This window comes from Methylibium petroleiphilum PM1 (genome assembly GCF_000015725.1).
Taxonomy (GTDB): domain Bacteria; phylum Pseudomonadota; class Gammaproteobacteria; order Burkholderiales; family Burkholderiaceae_C; genus Methylibium; species Methylibium petroleiphilum.
Genome location: NC_008825.1, coordinates 3,118,381 through 3,144,417 on the forward strand (window position 1 = coordinate 3,118,381; position 26,037 = coordinate 3,144,417).

Genomic DNA, 26,037 nt, shown 5'->3' on the forward strand with positions numbered 1-26,037 from the left:
AAGGGGCCGGAGCAGCAAAGGCCCGCCAGTATGCGGCAGGCGCCCTGGATCAAACCTTGCGGCGCGACGCGAAGGTCTTCCGGAACTTCTCCACCTTGGGCGCGACCACGAAGGCGCAGTAGCCCTGCCCCGGGTGCTGGACGAAGTAGTTCTGGTGATAGGCCTCGGCCGGCCAGTAGTTGAGCTCCGGCTTCACCTCGGTCACCACCTTGCCGCGTACGCCGCCGCTGGCCTGCAGCTCGGCAATGACCTCGTGCGCGATGCGCGCCTGCTCGTCGCTGTGCGTGTAGATGCCCGAGCGGTACTGCGTGCCGACGTCGTTGCCCTGGCGGTTGGGTGTGGTCGGGTCGTGCACGACGAAGAAGATCTCCAGCAGCTCGCGAAAGCCGATGCGCTGCGGATCGAACTGCACGCGGATCACCTCGGCGTGGCCAGTCTCGCCGCCGCAGACCTGCTCGTAGCTGGGGTCGTTCACGTGGCCGTTGCTGTAGCCGGACTCGACGGCGACGACGCCGTCGACCTCCTGGAACACAGCCTCGGTGCACCAGAAGCAGCCGCCGCCCAGGGTGGCAGTCTCGAGATTCGCGGAGGTGTTCATGGCTGGACTTCCTTGCAGATCGGCACGCCCCAGAGCGGAGCGCGGGGGAACGGTTGGGGGTGGCGCGTGACAAATGCCCGAACCGCAGCACTAAGACAAACCCCGGCCATCATGCCGCAGAGCGGCGCTGCCTCGGCTCTCCACAATGCGTCGTTCCGACCAACGACAACTTACATGACCGGACTCGAACCCTTCAAGCCCCTGCTCACCGCGCTGGCGCTGCCACCGGTGCCCTGGCTGCTGCTGATGCTGCTCGGTGGACGCTTGATGCTCTGGCGCCCGCGCGTCGGCCTGCTGCTGTTGCTGCTGGGTGCAGCCCTCATCTGGCTGAGCGCCTGCCAGGGCAGCGCCCACTGGCTGCAGTCGACCCTGCTGCCGGCTCCGCCGCCGCTGAGCGATGCCGATATCAGCGGCCTGAAGCCGCCCAAGGCCGAGCCCGCGCCGACGACCGCGATCCTGGTGATCGGCGGCGGGCGCATCCCGCGCGCACCGGAGTCCGGCACGGCCGACCTGCAACCCGCCTCGCTGGAGCGCCTGCGCTATGCGGTGCGGCTGTCGCGCCAGACCGGCCTGCCCCTGGCCTTCAGCGGCGGCCTCGGCTGGGGCCAGCACGACGACGGCGGCCTGTCGGAAGCCGAGATCGCGCAACGCATCGCCGAGCGCGACTTCCTGAGACCGATCAAATGGGTAGAGACCGCCTCGCGCGACACACGCGAGAACGCGCGGCTGAGCGTGAAGCAGCTGCACACCGCCGGCGTGCGCCACATCGTGCTGGTGACGCACGCCTGGCACATGCCGCGCGCGCTGCGCGCCTTCCGGCAGGAGGCCGGTGAGTCGATGCAGATCACCGCCGCACCGATGGGCTATTTCGTGCCGGCCGACCGCGGCGTGCTCGAGTGGCTGCCGAGCAGCGCCGGATTCGGGGAAGTGCGCGTGGTGCTGCGCGAACTGCTGGCGCGCGGCGTCGGCTACTAGATCAGGACGCCAAAAAGCAGAAACCCCTCTCAACCATCACGGCGAGAGGGGTTAGGTGGCAGCACCACCTTTGGAGATCCGGAGGAATAGGGTCCGGGGCTCCTGGTACGCAGAGACTGCGTCCTGAGATTTACCTGCGTTGCAGGCCCCTGAAGACTAGGCGCCCGGCGGGCTGGATGCAAACCGCGAGGCTCTATGACTCGGGCGCTCCTGATTGCCGCCCGATGGCCCGTGGGCTTCCTCAGCGCGAGCCGGTCGCCGGCATCAACGCCTCGACGATGGCCGCTACCCGCTGCTCGACCGCTGCATCCATCCGGATCGGCCGGCCCCATTCGCGCGCAGTCTCGCCGGGCCACTTGCTGGTGGCGTCCAGCCCCATCTTGCCGCCCAGGCCCGAGACCGGCGAGGCGAAGTCCAGGTAGTCGATCGGCGTCTGGTCGACCAGCGTGGTGTCGCGCACCGGGTCCATGCGCGTGGTGATCGCCCAGATCACGTCCTGCCAGCTGCGGATGTCGACGTCGTCGTCGGTGACGACGATGAACTTGGTGTACATGAATTGGCGCAGGAAGCTCCACACGCCGAACATCACCCGCTTGGCGTGGCCGGGGTAGCTCTTCCTGATGCTGATGATCGCCATCCGGTAGCTGCAGCCTTCGGGTGGCAGATAGAAGTCGGTGATCTCCGGAAACTGCTTTTGCAGGAGGGGCACGAACACCTCGTTCAGCGCCACGCCCAGCACGGCGGGCTCGTCGGGCGGCTTGCCGGTGTAGGTGGAGTGATAGATCGGATCGCGGCGGTGGGTGATCCGGTCGACCTGGAACACCGGGAACCAGTCCTGCTCGTTGTAATAGCCGGTGTGGTCGCCGAACGGGCCTTCGAGCGCATGCAGGTAGCCGCCGCGTTCTTCCAGCGGCACGCCGTGGGCGCTGGTGCCCCGGTACCCCGGTGCCGCGACCGGGATGTGCCCCTCCAGAACGAACTCGGCGCCGGCCGGGACCTGCAGCTTCACATCGCCCTCGCCCACACCCGAATCGACCACCTCGGTCCGGCTGCCGCGCAGCAGGCCGGCGAACTGGTATTCGCTCAGGCTGTCGGGCACCGGCGTCACGGCGCCCAGGATCGTGGCCGGGTCGGCCCCCAACGCCACGGCGATCGGGAAGGGCTGGCCGGGGTGGGCCAGCGCGAAATCGCGGAAGTCGAGCGCGCCACCGCGGTGGGCGAGCCAGCGCATGATGGTCTGCCGCGGCCCGATGACCTGCTGGCGGTAGATGCCCAGGTTCTGGCGGCTGCGCGGTGCCGGCACGGACTGCGGTCCGCGCGTGATCACCAGGCCCCAGGTGATCAACGGACCGGCATCGTCCGGCCAGCAGGTCTGCACCGGCAGCGTGGCGAGGTCGACATCCGCGCCCTCCAGCACCACCTCCTGGCAGGGCGCGCTGCGCACGCGCGCGGGCTTCATGTCCCACAGGGCCTTGCCGAGTTGCACCAGCCGACCGGCGTCCTTCAGGCCCTTCGGCGGCTCCGGCTCCTTCAGGCTGGCGAGCAGACGACCCACTTCGCGCAACTCGGAGGCGTCTGCCGCCCCCATGCCGAGCGCCACCCGGCGCGGGGTGCCGAACAGGTTTGTCAAGACCGGAATTTTGTAACTGACTCGATCCGATACCGGATGTTCGAACAGCAGCGCCGGGCCGGCACGGCGCAAAAGCAAGTCACTGACCGCTGTCATCTCAAGCCGCGTGGAGACTGGCTCCGCGATGCGGCGGACTTCCCCTTGCTGCTCCAGGCCGTTCAAGAACTCGCGCAGATCCCGGTATTTCATACTTAATGGCTATTAAGGATCAGTTTGATAGTCTTGACTGGTTATTTAAAGCCTTCCTACACTCCGGCCCGTTCCCGTGAGGGATAACCCGCCCCGTCGGCGCGGACCCTGAATACAGGGTGGCGCCGACGCGGTGACGGGCGAATTATCGCCGTGGGGTTCGTGCTCGATGCGAAGCCCGGCGCTCTTTGAAAGGAGAGGCATGACAGCACTCCCATCCCACCAGTCGCTGCGCCATCTGGCCGCGGCGCTGGGCCGCCCGGTGGCGGTGTTCTTCAAGGATGCAGGCCACGGCCTGCTCGAGGTCTGCCACAACTCGCTCGCACTGGTGGGCCTGGTGGTGGTGGCCCTGTCGCTGTTCTTCGCCGGCCGTGCCGACCTGCGGCACACGCTGGAAGAGCACGCGCTCGGCTGGTTGCAGAACCGGCAGGTGGCCCGTGTGGAAGCCGACACCTCCCTGGCCGGCCTAGCGGCCGCCCTGGTCGAGCGCGACGCGGTGGCGCGGGCGACCGCGGCCGACCCGAGCAACCTCGACCGCCAGCAGGCCGCGGTGGCGTCCTGGCTGGCGCGCCGCTACCGCGTCGCGCCGGAACCGGTGAGCCGCCTGGTGCAGGAAGCCTGGCAGGTTGGGCAACGGGCCAAGCTCGACCCGACGCTCATCCTGGCGATCATGGCCATCGAGTCGAGCTTCAATCCGTTCGCCCAGAGCCCGGTCGGCGCACAGGGCCTGATGCAGGTGATGACCCGCGTCCACGACGACAAGTACGAGGCCTTCGGTGGCAACCACGCGGCCTTCGATCCGGTGACCAACCTGCGCGTCGGCGTGCAGGTGCTGAAGGAATGCATCGCGCGCGCCGGCAGCCTGGAGGGCGGCCTGAAGTACTACGTCGGCGCGGCCAACCTCGCCGACGACGGCGGCTACGCCGGCAAGGTGCTTGCCGAGCAGAGCCACCTCCGCTCCGTGGCGGCAGGCCGCAACGTCGCGGTCACGGCTCCGATCATCGTGGCGCCGACGGCTCTGCCGGTCGCGGCACCCGCAGAGGCCGCCGCATCCGCGGCGCCGGCGGGCGGCGGCGAGGAGTCGCTTCCCGCGGCACCGGCCCAGCAGGTCGCGCTGCGCTGATCGCCCGCCTGCGTTCCGGCACGTCGTTGCCGGAGCGGCCGGCAGGGCTCCGGTAAACTGCCGCGGCAGCGCAACCGGCGATACGGCCCCCGAGGCCCGAGGTGGATCTCCACCAGGAAGCGCTGCCGGAAGTTCTGCCTGCTGCAGACCCGTTCCGCCGCGCGCCTGGGCAGCCCCCGGCTGCATCCGCCTCGCGGGTGCGCTGTACTGGGGTCTTCCTGATCGATGAGAACCGCCACCATGTTCGACCGCCAGCAATCCACCGTCGCGAACGTCGACGCCGAGCTTTGGGCCGCCATCCAGGCAGAGAACCGCCGCCAGGAAGAACACATCGAGCTCATCGCGTCCGAGAACTACGCCAGCCCGGCCGTGATGGCGGCGCAGGGCACCCAGCTGACCAACAAGTACGCCGAAGGCTACCCCGGCAAGCGCTACTACGGCGGCTGCGAGAACGTCGACGTGGTGGAGCAACTGGCCATCGACCGGCTCAAGCAGCTGTACGGTGCGGCCTTCGCCAACGTGCAGCCCAACTCCGGCTCACAGGCCAACCAGGGCGCGTTCTTCGCGCTGCTGCAGCCTGGCGACACCATCATGGGCATGAGCCTCGCCGAGGGCGGCCACCTGACGCACGGCATGGCGCTCAACATGAGCGGCAAGTGGTTCAAGGTGGTCAGCTACGGCCTCGACGCCAAGGAAGAGATCGACTACGACGCGATGGAACGGCTGGCCCACGAGCACAAGCCCAAGCTCATCATCGCCGGGGCGTCGGCCTATGCGCTGCGCATCGACTTCGAGCGCTTCGCCAAGGTAGCCAAGGCCGTGGGGGCCTACTTCATGGTCGACATGGCGCACTACGCCGGCTTGATCGCCGCGGGCGTCTACCCGAACCCGGTGCCGTTCGCCGACGTGGTGACCTCCACCACGCACAAGAGCCTGCGCGGGCCGCGCGGCGGGATCATCCTGGCGAACAACGAGGACATCGCGAAGAAGATCAACAGCGCGATCTTCCCCGGCCTGCAGGGTGGCCCGCTGATGCACGTGATCGCGGCCAAGGCGGTGGCGTTCAAGGAGGCGCTGCAGCCCGAATTCAAGGCCTACCAGCAACAGGTGGTGAAGAACGCCGACGCCCTGGCGCGCACGCTGACCGAGCGCGGCCTGCGCATCGTGTCGGGCCGCACCGAGAGCCACGTGATGCTGGTCGACCTGCGTCCCAAGGGCCTGACCGGCAAGGAAGCGGAGGCCATCCTCGGCCAGGCGCACATGACCTGCAACAAGAACGGCATCCCGAACGATCCGCAGAAGCCGATGGTCACCAGCGGCATCCGCCTGGGCAGCCCGGCGATGACGACGCGCGGTTTCGGAGTGGAACAGGCGGTCCGGACCGCGCACCTGATCGCCGACGTGCTCGACCGACCGCACGACGAGAGCAACCTGGCCGACGTGCGCGCCAAGGTGGCGCTGCTGACGCGCGAGTTCCCGGTCTACCGTTGAGCCTGCCGGCGCCTCGCGGACTCCCTCCTCGCCTTCCGGCCTGAGCTGAGTGCGCTGCCCCTTCTGCGGCCACGAGGACACCCAGGTCGCCGAGACCCGGGAGTCCGACGAAGGCGACGTGATCCGTCGCCGGCGTCGCTGCCCGTCCTGTGACAAGCGCTTCACGACCTACGAGCGCGCCGAGCTGGCAATGCCGGCGATCGTGAAGAAGGATGGCAGCCGCAGCGAATTCGATCGCAGCAAGATCCGCGCGTCGATGATGCTGGCGCTGCGCAAGCGGCCTGTGAGCATCGACCAGGTCGAGGCCGCCCTCGGGCGCATCGAGGAGAAGATGCTCGCCACCGCCGCCAACGAGGTGCCGTCCGCGAAGATCGGCGAGATGGTGATGCGCGAGCTGAAGAAGCTCGACAAGGTGGCTTACGTGCGCTTCGCGTCGGTGTACCGGAGCTTCGAGGGCGTCGACGAATTCAGCCGCCTCATCAAGGACATTTGAACCCCCGAGCCTGTCACAGCCTATGAGGCAGCGGCGGCAGCGCTTCCCTCCCCGCTTCCCCCGACGGGGCGACGCGCCACCCAGGCTGCAAGCCTAGATTCGCCTGCATCGTCACCACGATGTCCAGGAGAGGCCATGCGAACGCCGCAACGGGGATTCACCTTCATCGAGACGGGCGCCACGCTCGCCATCCTGGCGATCGCTGCAACCCTCGCGATCCCTGGCTTCCAGGATCTGCTGCAGCGAAGGCACACGGAAGGCGTGGCCACCGAGCTCGCCACCGACCTGCAGTTCCTGCGCTCCGAAGCGGTCGCCCGCAATCAGACGCTGCGCGCCAGCTTCTCCGCGTTGCCCGGCGGTGGCAGCTGCTACCTGCTGCACTCGGGTGCCGCGGCGGCCTGCCGTTGCCAGCCCGACGGCAGTCCGTCCTGCAGCGGCGACGCGCAGCAGATCAAGGCGGTGCCCCTGCCGGCCGGTAGCCGCGTCAGCGTGCAGGCCAACGTGGGCTCCATCGTCTACGACCCGCGGCACGGCACCAGCACGCCGGCCGCGACGATCCGCGTCACGGGTCTGGACGGCCGCGCGGTGCACCACGTGGTGAACATCATGGGCCGAGTTCGCTCGTGCTCCCCTCGTGCCGAGTTCGGCGGCTACCACGCCTGCTGAGCCATGGCGCCCCGCCCGGGCATGATCGCCGCACGCGGTCTGAGCCTCGTCGAACTGGTGATCGTGCTGCTTGTCGTCGGCATCCTCGCGGTGATCGCCTATCCCAGCTTCATGGCGCAGTTGCTCAAGACCCGCCGCATCGAGGCCATCGCCGCGCTGGCCCAGGTACAGCAGGCTCAGGAACGCTGGCGCGCGAATCACACGACGTATGCCGACACCCTCGCGGCGCTCGGTCTGTCGTCGCCCGCGTCCGGCCGCTACCTGATCACGATCGACCACGGCGCGGTCGACGGCTACACGGCCACGGCCCGTGCCGTCGGTGCGCAAGCGGTCGACACGGCCTGCACCAGCCTGAGTCTCACGCTGGGCGGCGGCACCACCCGCCACGCATCGACCGGCTCCGCGCTCGCAAGCGTCTGCTGGAACCGGTGAGCCCGCATGGCCGACGCACGGATGTCCCGGCGGAGAAATCTCGCGTCCCAGCGCGGCCTGTCGCTGGTCGAACTGCTCGTCGGCTTCGCGGTCGCGCTCTTCGTTGTCATCGGCAGCATCGCCCTGCTCGTCGACCAGTTGCGCGACAGCCGCCGCCTGTTGCTCGAGGCGCGCGTTCACCAGGATCTGCGGGCCGCGGCTGATCTGATCACGCGCGATCTGCGCCGTGCCGGCTACTGGCAGCACGCGCCAGCCGGCGGGGCCAACCCGTACGAGGAAGTCACGACGGCCGGTCCCGAGACCGCGGCGGTCGTGCGCTACAGCTTTTCTCGCGACGCTCTCGAGAACGACAGCGTCGATACCGCGGAGGCCACCGGCTTCCGACTCGGCGGAGACACGTTGCAGACGCTGAACGGAGGAAGCTGGCAGGCGATGACCGACCCCGGCACCGTGCGCATCACGCATTTTTCGATCAGCCCGCGGGTCAGCGTCGTCCCGCTCGGCCAGTTCTGCATGCCGGCCTGCGCGGTCGGCACGGCGGGCTGCCCCGTGCTGTCGCTGCGCAGCTACGTGATCGAGTTGCGCGGGCGCTCCGCGACCGACGCCGCCGTGCAGCGCGAGATCCGGCAGACCGTGCGCGTTCGCAACGATGCGCTGCCGATCGGGTCCTGTCCCGCCCCGACCACATGAAGACCGGCCGCACACCCCAGCAAGGCGCCGCCGCGCTGGCCGTCGTGATGATCCTGTTGCTGGCGATGACCATCCTGGCCGCCTTTGCGAACCGCAGCCTGCTCTTCGAGCAGCGGAGTTCGGCCAATCAATACCGTTCCACGATCGCTGCCGAGACCGCCGAGGCCGGTCTCGAGTGGGCGCAAGCCCTGCTGAACGACGGTCGCCGCGTCGATGCGCACTGCCTCCCGGCCGCCGACCAGCCCACCTCGTTCCGTGAACGCTATGTCCCGAAGTCCTCACCCGATGCCGCCATCGCGCCCGTCACCACCGTTCGTCCCGGATGCAGCCTGGGCGCGACCGGTCTGACCTGCCATTGCCCGGACGCCGGCGGCTCGGCCGAGTGGACCCGCAACGACCCCAGCTTCACCGTCGAGTTCGCAGCCGTCATCGGCGATCCGGAGTCCGTCCGAATCACCGCCCGCGGCTGCTCGAGCCGCGGATCGCAGTGCGTGCCGGGCAGCGACGCCGCACGTGCCGACGCCTCGGCGGCGACGCAGGCCATCTTCAAGCTCCGCCCGACCCTGCGGACAATGCCGGCTGCCGCGCTCACCACCGGGGGCCTTGTGGCCCTCGACGGTTGGCAATTGCTCAACACCGATTACGCCACGCAAGGTCTGCTGATCGATGCGGGTGGCGCCATCACGCTCGGCGGCACGCCGCCGCTCCTGACCACGTTGCCGGGCAGCCCGGTCGAGAACGCGCTGATCGAAAGCGACGAGGCCTTGGCGCGGCTTGCATCAGCCGATGCGTCGGGCGCGGTCTTCTTTTCCGCGCTGTTCGGCAGCACGCCTGCGCAGTTCGCCGCGGCTCCCGCGACCCGGCGCATCGCCGGGTGCACGGCCATCTCCTGCGGCGCCGCCCTGCGAGCGGCCTACGCAGAGGGCGACGCGAGCTTCTTCGTCGATGGCGATCTGCAACTCGACGCCGCCGGCTGGCCCGGCGCTGCGGTCGGCAGCGCGGACCGGCCGCTGCTCCTGGTGGTGAGCGGGGCGCTGCGCTTCAATGGCGGTTTCCCCGCCCACGGCCTGATCTACGCAGCCGAAAGCAGCTTCGACCCCGGTGGTGCCATCGATCTGCAAGGGGCGCTCGTGGCACGAGGCAACCTCGCAGGCAGCAGCAACGGCCGTATCACCTACAACTCGCCGGTGCTGCGGCAGCTGCGGTCCGCAGCCGGACCGTGGGTGCGCGTGCCCGGCAGCTGGCGCGACGGTCGGTGTGCCGACGGCGATCCCGCCCGGCCCTGCGACTTGCTGCCCTGAAGCGCAATGCCCACGCTCGGAGCACGACATCAAGCCGCCGGCTTCACCCTGGTCGAGGTGCTGATCGCCGTCGTCGTGGTGTCGATCGGTGCGCTCGCCCTCGGCAGCCTGCAGGTCGCACTGTCTCGCCATGCGGATGCCGCCCGCCAGCGCACCGAAGCCACCCAGCTCGCCATCTCCAGGCTGGAGGAGTTGCGCAGCTTCGAGCAGGTGCTCACCGAAGCCGGCAAGCAGGCCTATGCCGATCTCCTCAGCGGCAGCGACCAACCCCTCATCGACAGCAACACGCGCTTCGAGCGCCAATGGCAAATACAAGGCACGGCCGACGATCCCTATCGCCGCGTCGACGTGCAAGTCACATGGGCCGACCGCAGCGGCGACACGCGCCAGACCTTCGTCAGGCTGGGCTCGCTGATCGCACGCGCGGAACCTGCCGACGGCGGCAGCCTGGGCCTGCCCCGGGTCGACGTCGCCGCACTGCTGCGTCCGAAAGGCCGGGCGCTCGACATCCCGATCGAGGCCGAGCGACTGACCGGCGCGAACCGCGGCCGCAGCGTTCTGCGCTGGCAGGGTGCCAGCGGCGGCTTCCTGGTGTTCGACGACAGCTCCGGCGCGGTGATCGCGCAATGCACGACGGCGCCGGACGACCACACCGACATCGCGGCCACCTGTACCCCACTGCAGGCACTGCTGCTGCGCGGCGATCTGTCGGGCTCCTGGGCCGCCGCCGTGACTGGGCTCTCCTTCAGCGCCACGCAGCATCTGCTGGCGGTGCCCGACTGTCATGTGGCCGACGCCGTCAGCCACAACGACGGTCGGCCCATCGCCGGCGTGCGCTCCTATGCCTGCCTGATGCGTGCGGGCGATCACGACACCGATCCGGGCACGCCACGCGCCTGGTCGGGACAGTCCCGCATCGCGCCCGAGCCCGCCGGCACGCAGGTCGTGTGCCGCTACACCACTGCGCCCTCGACGACGCGCAACGAGGAGCATCCGGCCCTCTACAGTCTCGTGACTCGATCCCTTCACCACCAGAACTTCCTGCTGCTGGACACCGGGGCCTGCCCGGCCGGGACCGCGCCGCACCAGCCGTGAAACCGAACGCGAGTGACGCCGGCTCTGCGTCACCCTGCCGGCCTCGCGTATCGTCGAGGGCGTGAAGCTCACCCCCTCCGAATCCTGGGCGCTCGCGCTGCGCAACGCCAACGAAGCCATCGGCCTGTCCGATCCCAACCCCCGGGTCGGCTGCGTCATCACCGCCCCCGACGGTCGCCTGCTGGCCAGTGGACACACGCAGCGCGCCGGCTCGGCGCACGCCGAGGTGTCGGCACTGCGTGCGGCGCAGGCCGCGGGCCACACGGTGCGCGGCGGCACCGCCTGGGTCACGCTCGAGCCCTGCTCGCACCACGGCCGCACCCCGCCCTGCTGCGATGCGCTGGTCGAGGCCGGCGTGGCCCACGTGATGGTGGCGCTGCAGGACCCGAATCCGCTGGTCGCCGGTCACGGCATCGGCCGGCTGCGGGCGGCCGGCATCGACGTGACGGTGCTGGCGCCCGGCGACCCGGTTGCAATCGCCGCGCGCGAGCTGAATATCGGCTTCCTCTCCCGCATGCTGCGCCAGCGGCCGTGGGTGCGCCTGAAGATCGCCGCGTCGCTCGACGGACGCACGGCACTCGACAACGGCCTGAGCCAGTGGATCACCGGCGATGCCGCCCGCACCGACGGCCACGCCTACCGCAAGCGGGCCGGGGCGGTGCTCACCGGCATCGGCACCGTGATCGACGACGACCCGCGGCTCGACGTGCGGCTCGTCGACACCGTGCTGCAGCCGTGCCGGGTCGTCGTCGACTCCAAGCTCGACATCGCGCTCGACGCCCGCATCCTCTCGCCACCGGGCGAGCGGCTGGTCTACACGGCCAGTGCACTGGCCCGCCATGCGGCGCCGAAGGTCCGTGAACTGGCCGAACAGGGCGTGTCGGTGCTGGCCTGTGCCAACGCCGACGGCAAGGTCGATCTGGGCGCGATGCTCGACGACCTGGCGCGGCGCGAGATCAACGAACTGCATGTCGAGGCGGGCAGCAAGCTCAGCGGCTCCTTCGTGCGGGCGGGCCTGGTCGACGAGTTCCTCGTCTACCTGGCGCCGCTGATGCTCGGTGCGGGTCGCGAGATGGCGCGCTTCGGTCCGCTCACTGCACTGACCGAGGGCCTGGCGCTCGAGTTCGTCAGTGTCGAGCGCGTCGGGGCTGATCTGCGCCTGATCGCCCGGCCGCCGGGCCGTGCCGATTTCTGAGCGTCGGCCCGAAGCTGCGCTTGCCCCCGCCGCAGCGGCAGGGCTGCGACGCTGAGACAATCGGAGCCATGTTCACCGGCATCATCAGCGGCCTGGGCCGCCTCAGCAAGGTCGCGCCGCTCGGCGCCGACCCGTCCCACGGCAAGCGCCTCACCATCGCCACGCCGCCGGGCTACCTGGCCGACGTGCAGTTGGGCGACAGCATCGCGCTCAACGGCGCCTGCATGACCGTCACGGCCTTCGACGCGGAGGCGGACTGGTTCACGGTCGACATCTCGGCGGAAAGCCTGGACAAGACGGCCGGCCTCGCCGACCCCGGACCGCTCAACCTCGAGAAGGCTCTGCGCGCCAGCGACCGGCTCGGCGGACACCTGGTATCGGGCCACGTCGACGGCGTCGGCACGGTGACGAAATTCGCGCCGGTCGGCGAATCCTGGGAGCTTTGCATCGCTGCGCCGCAGGCGCTGGGCCGCTACCTCGCCTACAAGGGCTCGATCACCGTCAACGGCGTGAGCCTCACGGTCAACCGCGTCACCGACCACGCCGAGACCACCGAACTCGGCATCAACCTGATCCCGCACACGCTGGAACACACGACGCTCGGCACGCTGAGCGTCGGCGCCCGCGTCAACCTCGAGATCGACCTGATCGCGCGCTACGTCGAGCGCATGCTCGGCAGTCGCTGACGCCGCCGCGCGCCGGCAATTCCCCCGCGCCGAGGCGACGCGCTCCCGCCCGCGCCGCTCCGACCCGCCACCTACAATCCCGCCATGGCCCTTTCCCCTGTTCCCGAGCTGATCGCCGAGCTCGCCGCCGGCCGCATGGTCATCCTGGTCGACGAGGAAGATCGCGAGAACGAGGGCGACCTCGTGATGGCCGCCGAGCACGTCACGCCCGAAGCCATCAACTTCATGGCGCGCTACGGCCGCGGCCTGATCTGCCTCACGCTCACCCGCGAGCGCTGCGAACGGCTGCAACTGCCGCCGATGGCCGCGCGCAACGGCACACAGCACGGCACTGCCTTCACCGTCTCGATCGAGGCCGCCAGCGGCGTGACCACCGGCATCTCCGCGGCCGACCGCGCACGCACCGTGCAGGCCGCGGTGGCGCGCGACGCGAAGGCCAGCGACCTGGTCCAGCCCGGCCACATCTTCCCGCTGCAGGCGCAGGACGGCGGCGTGCTGATGCGCGCCGGGCACACCGAGGCCGGCTGCGACCTCACGCTGATGGCCGGCCTGACGCCTGCGTCGGTGATCTGCGAGATCATGAAGGACGACGGCACGATGGCCCGGCTGCCCGACCTGGTGCTGTTCGCCAGGGAACACGGGCTCAAGATCGGCAGCATCGCCGACCTGATCGAATACCGCAGCCGCAACGAATCGCTCATCACGCGCGTCGCCCAGCGCGTGCTGGTCACGCCGCAGGGCCCGTTCGATTGCCAGGCCTTCCGCGACCGCTCGGGCGCCGTGCACTTGGCGCTGAGCGTGGGGCAATGGGGTGCCGACGACGAGGTGCTGGTGCGAGTGCACGAGCCGCTGTCGGTGCTGGACCTGCTCGACGCCGGCCGCTGCGGCCATTCGTGGCCGCTGCCACGGGCACTGGCCGCGCTGCGGGCGGCCGAACGTGGCGTGGCGGTCCTGCTGAACTGCGGCGAGGCGGGCAACGGCCTGCTGCAGCAGCTGACCGTGGGCCCCGACGCGCCGCCGACCCCGCGCGGCCAGATGGACCTGCGCACCTACGGCGTGGGCGCGCAGATCCTGCGCGAACTCGGCATCGTCCGCATGAAGCTGCTCGGCAGCCCGCGCCGCATGCCCAGCATGGTGGGCTACGGACTCGAGGTCACCGGCTTCGTCGCCGCCGAATGACACCGCGGCACGCCCTTCCACTTCGAGGTTTCGATGCAAGACGCTGACACCCAGACCACGATCTTCGGCAACACCGTCGCCGAACTCGTCGGCGAGAACCTGCGCATCGGCATCGTGCAGGCGCGCTTCAATGCCGCACTCACTGACCGCCTGGCCCAGGCCTGCCTGGTCGAGCTGGAGCTGCTGGGCGTGTCGGCCAAGCACATCGAGCACGTATCGGTACCCGGCGCGCTCGAGATCCCGATCGCACTGCAGGCGATGGCGCGGCGCAAGGACTTCGATGCGCTGATCGCGCTCGGCTGCATCATCCGCGGCGAGACCTACCACTTCGAGCTCGTCAGCAACGAGAGCGGCGCCGGCGTGACGCGCGTTTCGCTCGATCACGCGACCCCGATCGCCAACGCCATCCTCACCGTCGAGAACGAGGACCAGGCCTGGGCCCGCGTCGACGACAAGGGCCGCGATGCCGCGCGCGTCGCCGTCGAGATGGTCAATCTGATGGAAGAGCTTTCGTGACCCCTCAAGACACCGACGGCAGCGTGCCGTCGCCCGCTCCGGCGTCGACCGCCGCCCGCCCTGGCGGCCGCAAGCCGGCGCAGAAGTCTTCGCGTCGGCGTTCGCGCGAGTTCGCGCTGCAGGGCCTGTACCAATGGCTGGTGTCGGGCAGCGAAGCCGTCGTGATCGAGGCCCACATGCGCGAGCTCGACGGCTTCAAGCAGGCCGACGCGGCGCACTTCGACGCCCTGCTGCACGGCTGCGTGGCCGAAGCCGCCGCCCTCGACGCAGTGCTGGCTCGCCACGTGGACCGCAAGACCACCGAGCTGTCGCCGATCGAGCACGGCGTGCTGATGATCGGCGCCTACGAGCTCAAGCACTGCATCGACATCCCCTACCGCGTCGCGATCAACGAGGCGGTGGAACTCGCCAAGAGCTTCGGCGGCACCGACGGCCACAAGTACGTCAACGGCGTGCTCGACAAGGCCGCCGCCGACCTGCGCCCGCTCGAAGTGCAGGCGCGGCGCGCGGCCCCGCCGCGCGACTGAGCTGCGGCGCCCGCCGCCGGCCCCTGCCCTCTCGTTCCGCTGCCGACACGGATGAAGCTCGCCCGGCGCCTCGACCGCATCGAGCCGTTCTACGTGATGGAGTGCGCCAAGGCAGCGGCGCGCATCGCTGCCAGCCCGGCCTGCGATCCGGCACGCGGCGGCGAGCCGATGATCTACCTGAACATCGGTGAACCCGACTTCACCGCGCCGGCGCCGGTGCTCGAGGCGGCGCAGCGCTGCCTCGCCGAGGGCCGCACGCAGTACACCCCGGCCACCGGGCTGCCTGCGCTGCGCGAGGCGCTGTCGCGCTGGTATGCGCAGCGCTTCGCGCTCGACATCGACCCGCAGCGCATCGTCATCACGGCCGGCGCGTCGGCCGCGCTGCAGCTCGCCTGCCTGGCGCTTTTCGAGTCCGGCGACGAGGTGCTGATGCCGGATCCGAGCTACCCCTGCAATCGCCATTTCGTCGCGGCGGCCGACGCCACGCCGGTGCTGCTGCCCTGTGGCCCGGTGCAGCGCTATCAGCTCGACGCCGCCGGGGTGGAGCGGGCGTGGAACGCGCGCACCCGCGGCGTGCTGCTGGCGTCGCCGTCCAACCCCACCGGCACTTCGATCGCCGCCGACGAGATGCAGCGCATCGCACAGGCGGTGCGCGCACGCGGCGGCGTCACGCTGGTCGACGAGATCTACCTGGGCCTGAGCTACGACGCCGCCTACGGCCGCTCCGCGCTCGCCCACGGCGACGACGTGGTGTCGATCAACAGCTTCTCCAAATACTTCAGCATGACCGGCTGGCGGCTGGGCTGGCTGGTGCTGCCGCCCGCGCTGGTGGCGCCGGTCGAGAAGCTGGCGCAGAACCTGTTCATCTGCCCGTCCAGCGTCGCGCAGCACGCGGCGCTGGCCTGCTTCGAGCCCGCATCGATCGCCGAGTACGAACGCCGCCGTGCCGCCTTCCGGGCCCGGCGCGACTACATCGTGCCCGCGCTCGCGTCGCTCGGCCTGCCGGTGCCGGTGCTGCCCGACGGCGCCTTCTATGCCTGGGCCGACTGCTCGACCCACGCCGGCAGCAGCTGGGACCTGGCGTTCGCGCTCATGGATTCGGCCCATGTCGCGCTGACGCCGGGGCGCGATTTCGGCCGGCACGGCACTGAACACCACCTGCGACTGTCCTTCGCCAGCAGCCTGCCGCAGCTCGAACAGGCCGTCGCGCGCCTGCGGCGCGTGCTGGCATGAGGGGCGCAGCGTGAGTTGCGTCACACCCTCGGCCCGACACGTGACACGCGGTTACCACGCCGTACCGTGCCCCGTGCCTGCCTTGGTTGAGGGGCTCCATGGCATCGTCTAAGCTCCGCGTCGTGGAAAGCGCTTCAACTCTCACGCCGCCCCCCGGCACGCTGCAGGAGGCGATCGACAACGCCGAGATCGAAGACACGGTGCTGATGGCGGAGCTGCCGTCCGAGGACGGCGCGAGCCGCGGGCCGCTGCCCACCATCGGCCAGATCGGCCGCTACGCGCTGAAGTACCGCATCGGCGACGGGGGCCTCGGCACCGTGTACGCCGCCGACGACCCGCTGCTGTCGCGCCGCGTCGCGATCAAGACACTCAACCTGATGCCAGCCGGCGCGCGCACCCCGCTCGAGACCGACGCGCGCGAGCCCTTCAACGCGATCTTCCTGCACGAAGCGCGCGCCGCCGCCCACCTGAGCCACCCGCACATCGTGACGGTGTTCGACGCGGGCCTGAGCCCGCAGGGCGCCTACATCGCGATGGAGCTGCTGAAGGGCAAGGACCTGCGCGCACTGTTGAGCGACGGCTGGCGGCCGACAGTGGGCCAGGCGGTGCTGATCATCCGCCGCGTCGCCGACGCGCTAGCCTATGCGCACAGCAAGGGCATCGTCCACCGCGACATCAAGCCGGCCAATATCTTCATGGTCGGCCGCACCCAGCCCAAGGTGCTGGACTTCGGCATCGCCAGCGTCGCGCACGCGCGCGACAGCGGCGGTGCGGTCGGCGGCTCGCCGCACTACATGGCCCCAGAGCAGGTGCGCAACGAGCCGACCGACCGGCGCACCGACGTGTTCTCTCTCGGCGTCGTGCTCTACGAGTTGCTGACCGGGCACCGCGCGTTCGAGGGCGACTCGCTGGCCGCCATCACCGGCGCGGTATGCAGCTTCACGCCACCGATGGCCGACGAGGTGAGCACCGCCGTGCCGCCGGCACTGGCCTCGATCGCCGCGCGGGCCATGGCCAAGCGCCCGGAGGACCGGCCGCGTTCGGCCCGGGCGCTGTCGCGCGACCTGCACGAATGGCTGCAAGCCCACCCCGAAGCGCTGCAATCCGGTGAGGACGACGCGCCGACGGCCGAGCGCCGCTGGCCCCAGTGGGCCTTCGGCAGCCTGGCCCTGGTCGGCGCGGGCCTGATCGGCTTCGGGATCTGGCACGGCCTCGCGTCGGCGCCGGCCGGGCAGAGCCTGGCCGAACCGACGCCCGCCGCGTCGCCGGTCCGGGTGGCCATGGCACCGGCCGAACCCACGGCGCAGGTCACCTCACCGACCGCATCGCCGGCCGCAACGGCCGACCCGCCCGCGACGACCATCGCCCCACCGGCCGCCGCCGGCAGCGGCGTGCTGCAGCTCGCCATCAGCCCGTGGGCGGAGGTCGAGGTCGACGGCAAGGTGCAGGGGCTCACCCCGCCGCTCAACCAGCTCAACCTCCCCGTCGGCCGCCACACTGTGACCCTGCGCAACAGCGGCTATGCGGCCCATGCCATCGCCGTCGACATCGAGGCGAACGAGAGCGTCCTCGTCAAGCACCGTTTCGGACCCTGATGACCCCTGCCGCCCCCACACGCCGGCTGCTGGCCGCCACCACCGCGCTGGCGCTGCTGGCCGGCTGCGCCCAGCTGTCGCCGCCGCCCCCTCCGCCTGCACCGGCGCCGGTGCAGGCGCCGATCCAGCCGCCGCCTCCGCCCGCGCCGCCACCGCCCCCCCCTCCGCCCGCTCCCCCGCCGCCGGTGAGCGTGGTCGAACTCAGCGCACGGCCGGCCGAGCAAGCGCTGCTCGCAGGCCTCCGCGCCTACGACGATGGCCAGTACAAGCTCGCCGAGCAGCGCCTCGGCGGCGCGCTGAAGGCCGGTCTCGCAGCCCCCAAGGACCGCGCCGCCGCCCACAAGACCCTGGCCTTCATCTATTGCACCAGCCAGCGCGCCAAGGCCTGCGAGAACGCGTTCCGCGCCGCACGCAGCGCCGACCCGGCCTTCACCCTCAGCAAGGCCGAGGCCGGCCACCCGCTCTGGGGACCGGTCTACCGTCGCACGCTGGCTGCACCCTGAGTGCCTGACCGATCTTGCCGATCTCCTCACTGCCCCCCGCGTTCCGCTTCCCGCTGCGCGTGTACTGGGAAGACACCGACGCCGGCGGCGTGGTGTTCTACGCCAACTACCTGAAGTTCTTCGAACGCGCCCGCACGGAGTGGCTGCGCGGCTTCGGCTTCGAGCAGGAGATACTGCGCACCCGCGAGAGCGTGATGTTCATCGTCAGCGAGACCGCGGTGCGCTACCTGCGCCCGGCCCGGCTCGACGACCTGCTGCAGGTGAGCGTGACGATCCGCGAAGCCCGGCAGGCCAGCCTGAAGCTCGCGCAACAATGCTGGCGCAGCGATCCCGACGGCGAGACGCTGCTGGCCGAAGGCACGATCCGCATCGGCTGCGTGGATAGCGGAACCTTCCGCCCGCGTCGCATTCCGATCTCTCTCCTCGAAGCCCTGGCATGAATTCACAAGACCTCTCGATCTTCCAGCTGGTGCTGCACGCGAGCCTCGTCGTGCAGTTGGTCATCGTCGCGCTGCTGGCGATGTCACTCGCGAGCTGGACCGTGATCTTCGGCAAGCTGTTCGGGCTCAAGCGCGTGCGCGCGCTCAACGAGGGCTTCGAGCGTGACTTCTGGTCGGGCCAGAACCTGCAGGACCTGTACGCCGACGCCGCCAAGAAGGCCGACCGATCCGGCCCGATGACGCGCATCTTCGCCTCCGGCATGCGCGAGTTCATGAAGCTGCGCGAGCGCCGCGTGGCCGATCCGGGCGCGCTCCTCGACGGCTCTCGCCGCGCGATGCGCGCGAGCTTCCAGCGCGAACTCGACACCGTGGAATCGCACCTGAGCTTCCTCGCCTCGGTGGGCTCGGTGTCGCCCTACGTCGGCCTGTTCGGCACCGTGTGGGGAATCATGCATGCCTTCACCGGCCTGGCGAACCTGCAGCAGGTGACGCTGGCCACGGTGGCCCCCGGCATCGCCGAGGCGCTGGTGGCCACCGCGATCGGACTGTTCGCCGCCATCCCGGCGGTGCTGGCCTACAACCGCTTCGCGCGCGACATCGACCGCATCGCGATCCAGATGGAGACCTTCATCGAGGAGTTCTCCAACATTCTCCAGCGCAACATCGGCCAAGGGCACTGACCCATGGCACAAGTCACTGCACGCCACGGCTCGCGCCGCCGCACCATCAACGAGATCAACATGGTGCCCTTCATCGACGTGATGCTGGTGCTGCTGATCATCTTCATGGTGAGCGCGCCGCTCATCACCACCGGCGTGGTCGACCTGCCCTCGGTCGGCCAGGCCAAGCGCCAGCCCGACAAGGTGATCGAGGTCGTGGTCGGCACCGACGAGAGCCTGAAGCTGCGCGTCGACGGCAAGGACGCGGCACGCACCTCGCTGCGCGAACTGGCCGGCCGCGTGACGGCGCTGCAGAACGGCAGCGCCAACACGCCGGTGATCATCGCCGCCGACCGCAACGTCAAGTACGAGCAGGTCGTGAAGGTGATGGACACGCTGCAGAAGTCCGGCGTTCAGCGCGTGGGCCTGGCGGTCAAGGCCACCGGGGCCTGACGCCGCGATGAACGCGACGACGCTCGACGACCTGCGCCCGCGCAAGCCCGGGGGGCTGCCACGGGCGGCCGTGCTGGCGCTGATCGCGCACGGGCTGCTGGTGCTGGCGCTGAGCCTGAGCGTCAACTGGCGCAGGTCCGAACCGGCCGGCGTGGAGGCCGAGCTGTGGGCGGCGGTGCCGCAGATCGCTGCGCCCCGCGCCGTGCCGCCCGAACCGACGCCCACGCCGACCCCGCCGCCGAAGCCCGAGCCGCAGGCCAAGGCCGAGCCGCCGCCGCCCCCGCCGAACCGCGACGCCGACATCGCACGCGAGAAGCGTGAGCAGAAGGAGAAGCTCGAGAAGCAGCGGCTCGAGGAACAGCGCAAGGAAGACGCGCTGCGCAAGAAGAAGGAGCAGCGCGAGCAGGAAGAGAAGGCCCAGGCCGAAGCCGACAAGCGCGAGGCGGAGAAGAAAAAGAAGGCCGAGGCCGAGCGCCAGGCCAAGCAGGAAGCCATCCGCAGGCAGCAGCTCGACCGCGTGATGGCCGAGGCCGCCGGTACCGGCGCGCCGGGCAGCACCGGCACGGCGGCGCAGAGCGCGGGGCCATCGGCCAGCTATGCCGGTCGCATCAAGGCACGCATCAAGCCCAACGTGGTGTTCGGCGACGAGGTCGACGGCAACCCGCTCGCCTCGGTGGAGGTGAAGGTGGCCCCCGACGGCACGATCGTCGGCCGCCGGCTCGTCAAGTCCAGCGGCGTCCCGGCCTGGGACGAGGCCGTGCTGCGCGCCATCGACAAGACCGAGGTGCTCCCGCGCGACACCGACGGCCGCGTGCCGTCGGCCATGCTGCTGGACTTCCGTCCGCGCGATTTCTAGCGGCGTGGCGAGCCGCCCACGCGCGGCCACCACCACGCATCGAGCGACCACTTGCCGGGGCCCCACAGGGCCAGCGCCGCCAGCAGGCTGCCCCAGAACACATGCTGCTGCAGCGCCGCCGGCGCGATCTCCTCGAGGCTGAGAACGGCCACCACGTTCATCACCGACAGCCCGAGCGCGCCGAAACGGCCGAACAGCCCGAGCACCAGCAGCACCGGCAGCACCAGTTCACCGCCGGTGCCCATGACCGCGGCCAGGTGCGGCGGCAGCAGCGGCACCTTGTACTCGTCCTGGAACAGCGCGAGCGTGGTGTCCCAGTCGGCGATCTTGGTCAGCCCGGAGCGGAAGAACACCGCGCCGACATAGAGGCGTGCGGCCAGTTGGGCCGCCGGCTGCAGCGCCTCCAGCACGCGGGTGCCGGAGCGGCACAGCGCCAACGGGGTTTCAAGCCAGGTCTGGGTCATGGTGTTTCTCCTCGGTCTCGTCAACAAGCTCGGCCTTCCACAGCCAGCCGCGTTGCAGGGCCTGGATCAGCCAGGCACTGAAGTCGAATCCCCGGCCGGCCCGCTGCAGCGCCTCGGCCAGCGTGCGGCTCGCCTGCAGGGCCTGCATCCAGGCGAACACCGGGGCATCGACCGGCGTCACGTCGGCCCGCCAAGCGGTGCGCCCGACCACCACGGACTCGGCCTGGCCGGTCGCGAGCGCCTCGCGGACGGCGGCGATGGCAGCATCACCGTCGTGCCGATGGGCTGCGTGCAGCGCCGCCACCGGCCAGCGGCTCGCGAGCAGTTGCACCGCCGGTGCCAGCCGCAGCCTCAAGGCCTCGGCCGGGTGCTCGGCCAGCCAGGCAAGCGTGTCACGATCGAGCACGGCATCGGCCGCACCTTCGCACTGCACGATCGCGGCGTCGAGTCGCGCGCAATCGCCGAGGTAGGGCCATTCGGCGAGATCCGCCTGCGCCTCGACGAAGGTCGGCAGATCCTGCCCCCATTGCGCGAGATCGCCACGCTGCGGCGGCGCATCGCACCACAGTGCGCGGGCCAGCCGGCCGAAGTCCTCTGCGCCCACCAGGGCCAGCAAGGTCGGATAGGCCACGGCCAGCGCGCGTTCGGCGGCGGCCGCGGCATGGGCCCGGTAGGCCTCGAGTCCGAGTTGCAGCCGCGCGCCCTGCTCCGCCAGGCGTGCCGACGGCACCGGCGCGGCGCCGCGCAGGGTCGCCAGCAGGGCGCTCTGGCGTGCGGCCTCGGTTCGCCGTTCTGCGGAGCACGTCATGCCGCGCTCCGCAGGCCGGCGACCTCGTGCTGGCAACGTGCCGCCTGCGCGGCTTCATCCAGCAGCACGTCGAGCGCGGGCACGTCGGTGTCCCATTCGATCAACGTCGGCAGTGCGCCCAGGCGCGAGACGGCGTGCCGGTAGACGGCCCACACCGGTTCGTGCACGCGGCTGCCGTGATCGTCGATCACCAGCGCGCCGGCATCGCAATAGCCGGCCAGGTGGATCTCGCCGACCACGTCGGCCGGCAGCGCGTCGACGAAGGCGCAGGCCGCGGCCACCGGATCTCCGGCCGCCGGATCGGCACGCTGCGCGTTCAGTGCGTTGACGACCAAGTTGTTGACATCGAGCAGCAGCTGGCAGCCGGTGCGACGGGCCAGCGCCGCGAGGAACGCGGGCTCGGGCATCTGGTCGGCGTCGTCGAAGGAGAGATAGGCCGACAGGTTCTCGACCAGCAGCGGACGGCGCAGGCGCTCCTGCACCTGCTGCACGTTCGTGCACAGGAGGTCGAGCGAGGCCGGAGTGAAGGCGATCGGCAGCAGGTCGGCCGCATGCAGCACGGTCGACGCATCGCCCGGCACCGATGCCCGCGCGAAGCAGGCATGGTCCGACACACGCACCGGCCCGATGCGATCGACCAGCCTGGCCAGCCGTTCCAGATGCCAGGCATCGACGCCGGCCGCGGAACCGAGCGCGAGCCCGACGCCGTGCAAGCTCACCGCATGGTGCTCGCGCACGTCCGACAGCACCGCCAGCGCGGCCCCGCCCTCGGCGAAGAAATTCTCCGCATGGACCTCGACGAAGCCAACCGCCGGGCGGCGTTCGGCCCACTCCCGGTAGTGCGGCTGGCGCAGACCGATACCGACACCGGCCGGGGTCGAACGCGCGTCCATGCTGAGCGACGGAGAGGATCGCTGCGTCCGGTGCCGTGCGTCCTTTTGCTGTTACTTCTTCTCGGCCAGCTTGGCCTTGGCTTCGGCGGCGCTCAGGCCACCGGCGGCCTTGCAGGTGCCCTTGGCGACGTACTTCCATTCGCCGACGTCGCCCGCCGTCGCCTGGCCCGCACACGAGTGGGTTCCCGACAGGTTGGCGCAATCGTTCTGCCCGGCCTTGGCGATGCCGTAGCACTTCTCCTTGCCCGAGTCCTGGGCGGCGGCCGGGCCGACCAGGCCCAGCGCGAGGAGGGAAGCGAGGGCGGACGATGCGATCAGATGCTGGTTCATGCAGTGCTCCTGGAGGGGGATTGAATGGGCCGCCACGGAGGCGACGTGCATGTGTCGCGAAGACCGGAAGATTCTTACACTGCCCCCTGCTTCCTCTCATCGAAACGGCCCTTCATGACCGACGTGTCCGCCTTGCTCGAAACCTTGCGCCCGCAGTTGCTGCGCTATGCGCAACTGCAGTTGCGCAATCCGGCCTGGGCCGAGGACGCGGTGTCGGAGACGATACTGGCCGCACTCGAGAAGCCGGAGGCCTTTGCCGGCCGCGCCGCGCCGAAGACCTGGCTGATCGGCATCCTGAAGCACAAGCTGGTCGACCAGGTGCGTCGGCATGCGCGCGAGTGCTCGATGACGAGCGACGAAGACGACGGCGCAACGCTCGAAGAACAGCTGTTCGACGAAACGGGCCACTTCCGCGACGCCCCGATCGAATGGGGCGACCCACAGGCGATCGTGGCCCAGGATCAGTTCATCAAAGTGCTCGACGCCTGCATCGAGAAACTGCCCAACCAGCTCGGCCGCGTGTTCCTGATGCGCGAGTGGATGGAACTCGAAACTGACGAGATCTGTAAGGAACTGTCGGTCACGCCGACGAACCTCTGGGTCATGCTGCACCGGGCCCGGTTGAGGCTGCGGGAATGCCTGCAACTCAACTGGTTCGGCGAGCCCGCCCTCGCTCTGTCTTCCGTCCCGCCCGCCCCGAAGCGCCGATGAAGCTGCCCTTCCTCATTTCATGCCGTCAGTCCGCGCGCCTGCTGTCCGGCCGCCTCGATCGTCGCCTCTCGCCGGCCGAGCGGGTGACGCTGCGCATGCACCTCGCGATCTGCAAGGTCTGCCCGGTGTTCGACCGCCAGCTCCGGCTGATGAGCCGTGCCATGGGGACGTGGCGCGCGTACTCCGAACAGGAGCGCGAGCGCTGAGGCGCCTCAGGCGCCGATCATGTGGCGCACGGCATCGCGCAGGCCGCGCTTGAGGGCCTGGCGGTCGATCTCCGGCTGGCGCAGCGTGCGGAGCATCAACCCCTCGAACAAGGCCAGCAGCAGCTCGGCGCGCGCCACCAGGTCGGCCTCGTCGACCGGTCCTCGCGCTGCGGCTCGCACCAGCTCGATGAGCCGCCGGCGCACCGTGGCGTCGGCCCGCTGCACCATGTCGGCGATCTTCGGGTTGCGCGAGGCCTCGGCCACGATCTCGATCTGCAGCGACGCGTGGTCGGCGTCGAGCCGGCGGTCGGTGCCCTCGTCGACGCGCTCGACCATCTCGTGCCGCAGGTCGGCCTCGCCCTGCATCTGAGCGGTCAGCGTGAGGAACTCGTCGATGTCGCGCGCGACGATCGCCTCGATGATCGCTTCCTTGCTGTCGAAGTAGTTGTAGATGTGGCCGGCGCTCATGCCGAAGGTCTTCGCGATCTCGGCCATGCTCGCCGCATGGAAGCCGCGGCGGCGGAACACCTCGACCGCGGCATCCAGGATCTGGCGGCGCCGCACCTCGGCGTGCGCCACCTCCTCACCGTCGATCAGGCTGCAACGTGCCATCGCCGCTCTCCGCTCCGCTGGTCTCAGCCCGTGGCCGCGTCGGCGCGCTGCCAGCCGCCGCCGAGCACCTTGTACAGCGTCACGAGGTTGGCACTGCGCGAGAGCCGCAGCGTGATCAGCGACTGCTGCGCCGCATACAGCGAGCGCTGCGCATCGAGCACGGCCAGGTAGCTGTCCACGCCGCTGCGGTAGCGCGCCTGCGAGAGGCGGAAGGTCTCGCCGGTCGCGTCGACCAGCGCCTGCTGGGCGGCGAGCTGCGCGTCGAAGGTGCCGCGTGCGGCCAGCGCGTCGGCCACCTCCCGGAATGCCGACTGGATGGCCAGTTCGTATTGCGCCAGCGCGATGTCGCGTTGCGTCTTCGAGACCTCGAGGTTGGCGCGGTTGCGGCCGGCGTCGAAGATCGGCAGGCTCACCTGGGGCACGAAGCTCCAGGTGCGCGCGCTGCCCTGGAACAGGTCGGACAGCGAGCTGCTCGCCACGCCGGCCGAGGCCGTGAGCGCAATGCGCGGGAAGAAGGCCGCGCGCGCGGCGCCGATGGTCGCGTTGGCCGCCTGCAGCTGGCGCTCGGCCTGCAGCACGTCGGGGCGGCGCTGAAGCACCTCCGACGGCAGGCCCGACGGCAGCTCGGCCAGCCGGTCGATCCAGCGCAGGTCCTCGGGTTGCACGCTGCCGGGCCGCAGCTCGGCGGGCAATGGCCCACCGACCAGCAGCGCCAGCGCGTTGAGGTCCTGCGCCAGCGCGCGGGTGTAGCGTGCCACGTCGGCGCGCGCCACCTCCACGCTGGTCTGGGCCTGCCGCAGGTCGAGCGCCGATGCAACGCCCAGCTCGTGGCTGCGCTGCGCCAGCCTGTACGAGGACTCCTGGCTCTCCAGCGTGTCGCGCGCCAGGCGCAGCAATTCGCCGTCGGCGGTCGCCGTGAGGTAGACATTGGCCACCTCGGCCACCAGGCTGATCTGGGTGCTGCGGCGCGCCTCCTCGGTGGCGAAGAACTGCTGCAGCGCCTGCTCGTTGAGATTGCGGACGCGCCCGAACAGGTCGAGCTCGTAGGTCGAGAAGCCGATGCCGGCGCTGTAGGTGTGGCTCGTGACGGCGCGGCCGGCCTGACTCAGGTCGGCCGGCGTGCGCTGGTGCACCGCCTCGCCGCTGGCCGCGACGGTGGGAAACAGGTCGGCGCGCTGGATCTGGTACTGCGCGCGCGCCTGCTCGATGTTCAGCGCCGCGACACGCAGGTTGCGGTTGTTGCTCAGCGCCAGCTCGATCGTGCGCTGCAGCGGCGCGTCGACGAACACCTCGCGCCAGGCCAACTCGGAGGCGGCCACGCCACCGCCGGTGCCGGGCTCACCGTAGGCCTCGCCTTGCGGCCACGCGGGGGCCACGGGTGCCGCGGGGCGCTCGTAGGTCGGCGCCAGGTTCATGCAACCCGCTAGGGCCGCGGTGGCCAGCAGCGTCAGGCGGCCGCGGCAGTGGTTCATCGTGGCGGTCCTCATG

31 protein-coding genes and 1 riboswitch are annotated in these 26,037 nt (G+C 70.3%); of the genes, 23 read left to right on the plus strand and 8 right to left on the minus strand.

Features of this window, described 5'->3' with window-relative positions; translation table 11 throughout:
- Nucleotides 1-49: 49 nt before the first annotated feature.
- Nucleotides 50-598, minus strand: coding sequence for a peptide-methionine (S)-S-oxide reductase MsrA (gene msrA / locus MPE_RS14800; protein ID WP_011830516.1), 549 nt, complete (start codon nucleotides 596-598; stop codon nucleotides 50-52).
- Nucleotides 599-772: 174 nt separating this feature from the next.
- On the opposite strand from msrA, the gene MPE_RS14805 reads away from it, so the two are divergent.
- Nucleotides 773-1,573 carry a YdcF family protein gene (locus tag MPE_RS14805; protein ID WP_011830517.1) on the plus strand — a complete coding sequence of 267 codons (801 nt, stop codon included), beginning with the start codon at nucleotides 773-775 and terminating at the stop codon, nucleotides 1,571-1,573.
- 241 nt (nucleotides 1,574-1,814) lie between these two features.
- On the opposite strand, the gene MPE_RS14810 is transcribed toward MPE_RS14805, so the two are convergent.
- On the minus strand, nucleotides 1,815-3,392 hold the full coding sequence (locus MPE_RS14810) for a UbiD family decarboxylase (protein WP_011830518.1): 1,578 nt from the start codon (nucleotides 3,390-3,392) through the stop codon (nucleotides 1,815-1,817).
- A gap of 202 nt (nucleotides 3,393-3,594) precedes the next feature.
- Here MPE_RS14810 and MPE_RS14815 point away from each other — a divergent pair, with 202 nt between their 5' ends.
- From MPE_RS14815 to tolA, 20 genes are all read left to right on the plus strand, one after another.
- Nucleotides 3,595-4,515, plus strand: a complete 921-nt coding sequence (locus MPE_RS14815; protein ID WP_011830519.1) for a lytic transglycosylase domain-containing protein — start codon at nucleotides 3,595-3,597, stop codon at nucleotides 4,513-4,515.
- Nucleotides 4,516-4,575: 60 nt separating this feature from the next.
- A riboswitch (ZMP/ZTP riboswitch) is annotated at nucleotides 4,576-4,693 on the plus strand.
- Nucleotides 4,694-4,755: 62 nt separating this feature from the next.
- Entirely contained in the window at nucleotides 4,756-6,006 is a 1,251-nt protein-coding gene (gene glyA, locus MPE_RS14820) for a serine hydroxymethyltransferase (protein ID WP_036234514.1), read from the plus strand.
- 49 nt (nucleotides 6,007-6,055) lie between these two features.
- Nucleotides 6,056-6,499 (plus strand): transcriptional regulator NrdR, encoded by a 444-nt coding sequence (nrdR, locus tag MPE_RS14825; protein ID WP_011830521.1) that lies wholly within the window; start codon nucleotides 6,056-6,058, stop codon nucleotides 6,497-6,499.
- Between the two features lie 135 nt (nucleotides 6,500-6,634).
- A complete protein-coding gene (locus tag MPE_RS14830) occupies nucleotides 6,635-7,165 on the plus strand; it encodes a GspH/FimT family pseudopilin (protein WP_011830522.1) in 531 nt (176 codons plus the stop codon).
- A gap of 3 nt (nucleotides 7,166-7,168) precedes the next feature.
- Nucleotides 7,169-7,597 (plus strand): type IV pilin protein, encoded by a 429-nt coding sequence (locus MPE_RS14835; RefSeq protein ID WP_011830523.1) that lies wholly within the window; start codon nucleotides 7,169-7,171, stop codon nucleotides 7,595-7,597.
- A 6-nt stretch (nucleotides 7,598-7,603) separates the two neighbouring features.
- Nucleotides 7,604-8,287 carry a fimbrial biogenesis protein gene (locus MPE_RS14840; protein ID WP_011830524.1) on the plus strand — a complete coding sequence of 228 codons (684 nt, stop codon included), beginning with the start codon at nucleotides 7,604-7,606 and terminating at the stop codon, nucleotides 8,285-8,287.
- Complete coding sequence (locus MPE_RS14845; protein WP_011830525.1) at nucleotides 8,284-9,588, plus strand: pilus assembly PilX family protein; 1,305 nt, start codon at nucleotides 8,284-8,286, stop codon at nucleotides 9,586-9,588. The genes MPE_RS14840 and MPE_RS14845 overlap by 4 nt, the downstream gene beginning before the upstream one ends.
- Nucleotides 9,589-9,594: 6 nt before the next feature.
- The gene (locus MPE_RS22825; RefSeq protein WP_011830526.1) at nucleotides 9,595-10,683 is read left to right on the plus strand and encodes a type IV pilus modification PilV family protein; all 1,089 of its coding nucleotides are present in this window, start codon (nucleotides 9,595-9,597) and stop codon (nucleotides 10,681-10,683) included.
- A gap of 61 nt (nucleotides 10,684-10,744) precedes the next feature.
- Nucleotides 10,745-11,878: a bifunctional diaminohydroxyphosphoribosylaminopyrimidine deaminase/5-amino-6-(5-phosphoribosylamino)uracil reductase RibD gene (gene ribD / locus MPE_RS14855; protein WP_011830527.1), complete on the plus strand. Its 1,134-nt coding sequence runs from the start codon at nucleotides 10,745-10,747 to the stop codon at nucleotides 11,876-11,878.
- Nucleotides 11,879-11,946: 68 nt separating this feature from the next.
- Nucleotides 11,947-12,564, plus strand: a complete 618-nt coding sequence (locus MPE_RS14860; protein ID WP_011830528.1) for a riboflavin synthase — start codon at nucleotides 11,947-11,949, stop codon at nucleotides 12,562-12,564.
- Nucleotides 12,565-12,648: 84 nt separating this feature from the next.
- A complete protein-coding gene (gene ribBA / locus MPE_RS14865) occupies nucleotides 12,649-13,743 on the plus strand; it encodes a bifunctional 3,4-dihydroxy-2-butanone-4-phosphate synthase/GTP cyclohydrolase II (RefSeq protein ID WP_011830529.1) in 1,095 nt (364 codons plus the stop codon).
- Between the two features lie 33 nt (nucleotides 13,744-13,776).
- Complete coding sequence (gene ribH / locus MPE_RS14870; RefSeq protein ID WP_011830530.1) at nucleotides 13,777-14,259, plus strand: 6,7-dimethyl-8-ribityllumazine synthase; 483 nt, start codon at nucleotides 13,777-13,779, stop codon at nucleotides 14,257-14,259.
- Nucleotides 14,256-14,786 (plus strand): transcription antitermination factor NusB, encoded by a 531-nt coding sequence (nusB, locus tag MPE_RS14875; RefSeq protein ID WP_011830531.1) that lies wholly within the window; start codon nucleotides 14,256-14,258, stop codon nucleotides 14,784-14,786. The genes ribH and nusB overlap by 4 nt, the downstream gene beginning before the upstream one ends.
- Before the next feature lie 51 nt (nucleotides 14,787-14,837).
- The gene (locus tag MPE_RS14880) at nucleotides 14,838-16,019 is read left to right on the plus strand and encodes a pyridoxal phosphate-dependent aminotransferase (RefSeq protein ID WP_011830532.1); all 1,182 of its coding nucleotides are present in this window, start codon (nucleotides 14,838-14,840) and stop codon (nucleotides 16,017-16,019) included.
- A gap of 98 nt (nucleotides 16,020-16,117) precedes the next feature.
- On the plus strand, nucleotides 16,118-17,614 hold the full coding sequence (locus tag MPE_RS22830; protein ID WP_148210963.1) for a serine/threonine-protein kinase: 1,497 nt from the start codon (nucleotides 16,118-16,120) through the stop codon (nucleotides 17,612-17,614).
- Nucleotides 17,614-18,117, plus strand: a complete 504-nt coding sequence (locus MPE_RS14890; RefSeq protein ID WP_011830534.1) for a TssQ family T6SS-associated lipoprotein — start codon at nucleotides 17,614-17,616, stop codon at nucleotides 18,115-18,117. The genes MPE_RS22830 and MPE_RS14890 overlap by 1 nt, the downstream gene beginning before the upstream one ends.
- A gap of 14 nt (nucleotides 18,118-18,131) precedes the next feature.
- The gene (gene ybgC, locus MPE_RS14895; protein ID WP_011830535.1) at nucleotides 18,132-18,557 is read left to right on the plus strand and encodes a tol-pal system-associated acyl-CoA thioesterase; all 426 of its coding nucleotides are present in this window, start codon (nucleotides 18,132-18,134) and stop codon (nucleotides 18,555-18,557) included.
- Nucleotides 18,554-19,237: a protein TolQ gene (gene tolQ / locus MPE_RS14900; protein WP_011830536.1), complete on the plus strand. Its 684-nt coding sequence runs from the start codon at nucleotides 18,554-18,556 to the stop codon at nucleotides 19,235-19,237. The genes ybgC and tolQ overlap by 4 nt, the downstream gene beginning before the upstream one ends.
- A 3-nt stretch (nucleotides 19,238-19,240) precedes the next feature.
- Entirely contained in the window at nucleotides 19,241-19,669 is a 429-nt protein-coding gene (gene tolR / locus MPE_RS14905; RefSeq protein WP_011830537.1) for a protein TolR, read from the plus strand.
- Nucleotides 19,670-19,676: 7 nt separating this feature from the next.
- On the plus strand, nucleotides 19,677-20,525 hold the full coding sequence (gene tolA / locus MPE_RS14910) for a cell envelope integrity protein TolA (protein WP_011830538.1): 849 nt from the start codon (nucleotides 19,677-19,679) through the stop codon (nucleotides 20,523-20,525).
- Here tolA and MPE_RS14915 read toward each other — a convergent pair.
- From MPE_RS14915 to MPE_RS14930, 4 genes are read right to left on the minus strand one after another with little or no spacing between them, the layout of a single operon-like run.
- On the minus strand, nucleotides 20,522-20,989 hold the full coding sequence (locus MPE_RS14915) for a DoxX family protein (protein ID WP_011830539.1): 468 nt from the start codon (nucleotides 20,987-20,989) through the stop codon (nucleotides 20,522-20,524). The genes tolA and MPE_RS14915 overlap by 4 nt on opposite strands.
- Nucleotides 20,970-21,797, minus strand: coding sequence for an HvfC/BufC family peptide modification chaperone (locus MPE_RS22835; protein ID WP_011830540.1), 828 nt, complete (start codon nucleotides 21,795-21,797; stop codon nucleotides 20,970-20,972). Before MPE_RS22835 ends, MPE_RS14915 begins: the two co-directional genes overlap by 20 nt.
- Nucleotides 21,794-22,690, minus strand: a complete 897-nt coding sequence (locus tag MPE_RS14925; RefSeq protein WP_011830541.1) for an MbnB/TglH/ChrH family RiPP precursor modification enzyme — start codon at nucleotides 22,688-22,690, stop codon at nucleotides 21,794-21,796. Before MPE_RS14925 ends, MPE_RS22835 begins: the two co-directional genes overlap by 4 nt.
- A gap of 51 nt (nucleotides 22,691-22,741) precedes the next feature.
- The gene (locus MPE_RS14930; RefSeq protein WP_011830542.1) at nucleotides 22,742-23,020 is read right to left on the minus strand and encodes a BufA1 family periplasmic bufferin-type metallophore; all 279 of its coding nucleotides are present in this window, start codon (nucleotides 23,018-23,020) and stop codon (nucleotides 22,742-22,744) included.
- A gap of 114 nt (nucleotides 23,021-23,134) precedes the next feature.
- On the opposite strand from MPE_RS14930, the gene MPE_RS14935 reads away from it, so the two are divergent.
- Together MPE_RS14935 and MPE_RS14940 are read left to right on the plus strand one after the other, a co-directional pair.
- Nucleotides 23,135-23,731, plus strand: coding sequence for a sigma-70 family RNA polymerase sigma factor (locus tag MPE_RS14935; protein WP_011830543.1), 597 nt, complete (start codon nucleotides 23,135-23,137; stop codon nucleotides 23,729-23,731).
- Nucleotides 23,728-23,937, plus strand: coding sequence for a zf-HC2 domain-containing protein (locus MPE_RS14940; RefSeq protein WP_041929709.1), 210 nt, complete (start codon nucleotides 23,728-23,730; stop codon nucleotides 23,935-23,937). The genes MPE_RS14935 and MPE_RS14940 overlap by 4 nt, the downstream gene beginning before the upstream one ends.
- 6 nt (nucleotides 23,938-23,943) lie before the next feature.
- On the opposite strand, the gene MPE_RS14945 is transcribed toward MPE_RS14940, so the two are convergent.
- Together MPE_RS14945 and adeC are read right to left on the minus strand one after the other, a co-directional pair.
- The gene (locus MPE_RS14945) at nucleotides 23,944-24,549 is read right to left on the minus strand and encodes a TetR/AcrR family transcriptional regulator (protein WP_011830544.1); all 606 of its coding nucleotides are present in this window, start codon (nucleotides 24,547-24,549) and stop codon (nucleotides 23,944-23,946) included.
- A gap of 23 nt (nucleotides 24,550-24,572) precedes the next feature.
- Nucleotides 24,573-26,036 carry an AdeC/AdeK/OprM family multidrug efflux complex outer membrane factor gene (adeC, locus tag MPE_RS14950; RefSeq protein WP_011830545.1) on the minus strand — a complete coding sequence of 488 codons (1,464 nt, stop codon included), beginning with the start codon at nucleotides 26,034-26,036 and terminating at the stop codon, nucleotides 24,573-24,575.
- Nucleotide 26,037: the final 1 nt, after the last annotated feature.

Bases quoted from the DNA above. Each gene is read 5' to 3' on its own strand.
- msrA (WP_011830516.1), bottom strand. From the start codon at position 598: ATGAACACCTCCGCGAATCTCGAGACTGCCACCCTGGGCGGCGGCTGC.
- MPE_RS14805 (WP_011830517.1), top strand. From the start codon at position 773: ATGACCGGACTCGAACCCTTCAAGCCCCTGCTCACCGCGCTGGCGCTG.
- MPE_RS14810 (WP_011830518.1), bottom strand. From the start codon at position 3,392: ATGAAATACCGGGATCTGCGCGAGTTCTTGAACGGCCTGGAGCAGCAA.
- MPE_RS14815 (WP_011830519.1), top strand. From the start codon at position 3,595: ATGACAGCACTCCCATCCCACCAGTCGCTGCGCCATCTGGCCGCGGCG.
- glyA (WP_036234514.1), top strand. From the start codon at position 4,756: ATGTTCGACCGCCAGCAATCCACCGTCGCGAACGTCGACGCCGAGCTT.
- MPE_RS14830 (WP_011830522.1), top strand. From the start codon at position 6,635: ATGCGAACGCCGCAACGGGGATTCACCTTCATCGAGACGGGCGCCACG.
- MPE_RS14835 (WP_011830523.1), top strand. From the start codon at position 7,169: ATGGCGCCCCGCCCGGGCATGATCGCCGCACGCGGTCTGAGCCTCGTC.
- MPE_RS14840 (WP_011830524.1), top strand. From the start codon at position 7,604: ATGGCCGACGCACGGATGTCCCGGCGGAGAAATCTCGCGTCCCAGCGC.
- MPE_RS14845 (WP_011830525.1), top strand. From the start codon at position 8,284: ATGAAGACCGGCCGCACACCCCAGCAAGGCGCCGCCGCGCTGGCCGTC.
- MPE_RS22825 (WP_011830526.1), top strand. From the start codon at position 9,595: ATGCCCACGCTCGGAGCACGACATCAAGCCGCCGGCTTCACCCTGGTC.
- MPE_RS14860 (WP_011830528.1), top strand. From the start codon at position 11,947: ATGTTCACCGGCATCATCAGCGGCCTGGGCCGCCTCAGCAAGGTCGCG.
- ribBA (WP_011830529.1), top strand. From the start codon at position 12,649: ATGGCCCTTTCCCCTGTTCCCGAGCTGATCGCCGAGCTCGCCGCCGGC.
- ribH (WP_011830530.1), top strand. From the start codon at position 13,777: ATGCAAGACGCTGACACCCAGACCACGATCTTCGGCAACACCGTCGCC.
- MPE_RS14880 (WP_011830532.1), top strand. From the start codon at position 14,838: ATGAAGCTCGCCCGGCGCCTCGACCGCATCGAGCCGTTCTACGTGATG.
- MPE_RS22830 (WP_148210963.1), top strand. From the start codon at position 16,118: ATGGCATCGTCTAAGCTCCGCGTCGTGGAAAGCGCTTCAACTCTCACG.
- MPE_RS14890 (WP_011830534.1), top strand. From the start codon at position 17,614: ATGACCCCTGCCGCCCCCACACGCCGGCTGCTGGCCGCCACCACCGCG.
- tolQ (WP_011830536.1), top strand. From the start codon at position 18,554: ATGAATTCACAAGACCTCTCGATCTTCCAGCTGGTGCTGCACGCGAGC.
- tolR (WP_011830537.1), top strand. From the start codon at position 19,241: ATGGCACAAGTCACTGCACGCCACGGCTCGCGCCGCCGCACCATCAAC.
- tolA (WP_011830538.1), top strand. From the start codon at position 19,677: ATGAACGCGACGACGCTCGACGACCTGCGCCCGCGCAAGCCCGGGGGG.
- MPE_RS14915 (WP_011830539.1), bottom strand. From the start codon at position 20,989: ATGACCCAGACCTGGCTTGAAACCCCGTTGGCGCTGTGCCGCTCCGGC.
- MPE_RS22835 (WP_011830540.1), bottom strand. From the start codon at position 21,797: ATGACGTGCTCCGCAGAACGGCGAACCGAGGCCGCACGCCAGAGCGCC.
- MPE_RS14925 (WP_011830541.1), bottom strand. From the start codon at position 22,690: ATGGACGCGCGTTCGACCCCGGCCGGTGTCGGTATCGGTCTGCGCCAG.
- MPE_RS14930 (WP_011830542.1), bottom strand. From the start codon at position 23,020: ATGAACCAGCATCTGATCGCATCGTCCGCCCTCGCTTCCCTCCTCGCG.
- MPE_RS14935 (WP_011830543.1), top strand. From the start codon at position 23,135: ATGACCGACGTGTCCGCCTTGCTCGAAACCTTGCGCCCGCAGTTGCTG.
- MPE_RS14940 (WP_041929709.1), top strand. From the start codon at position 23,728: ATGAAGCTGCCCTTCCTCATTTCATGCCGTCAGTCCGCGCGCCTGCTG.
- MPE_RS14945 (WP_011830544.1), bottom strand. From the start codon at position 24,549: ATGGCACGTTGCAGCCTGATCGACGGTGAGGAGGTGGCGCACGCCGAG.
- adeC (WP_011830545.1), bottom strand. From the start codon at position 26,036: ATGAGGACCGCCACGATGAACCACTGCCGCGGCCGCCTGACGCTGCTG.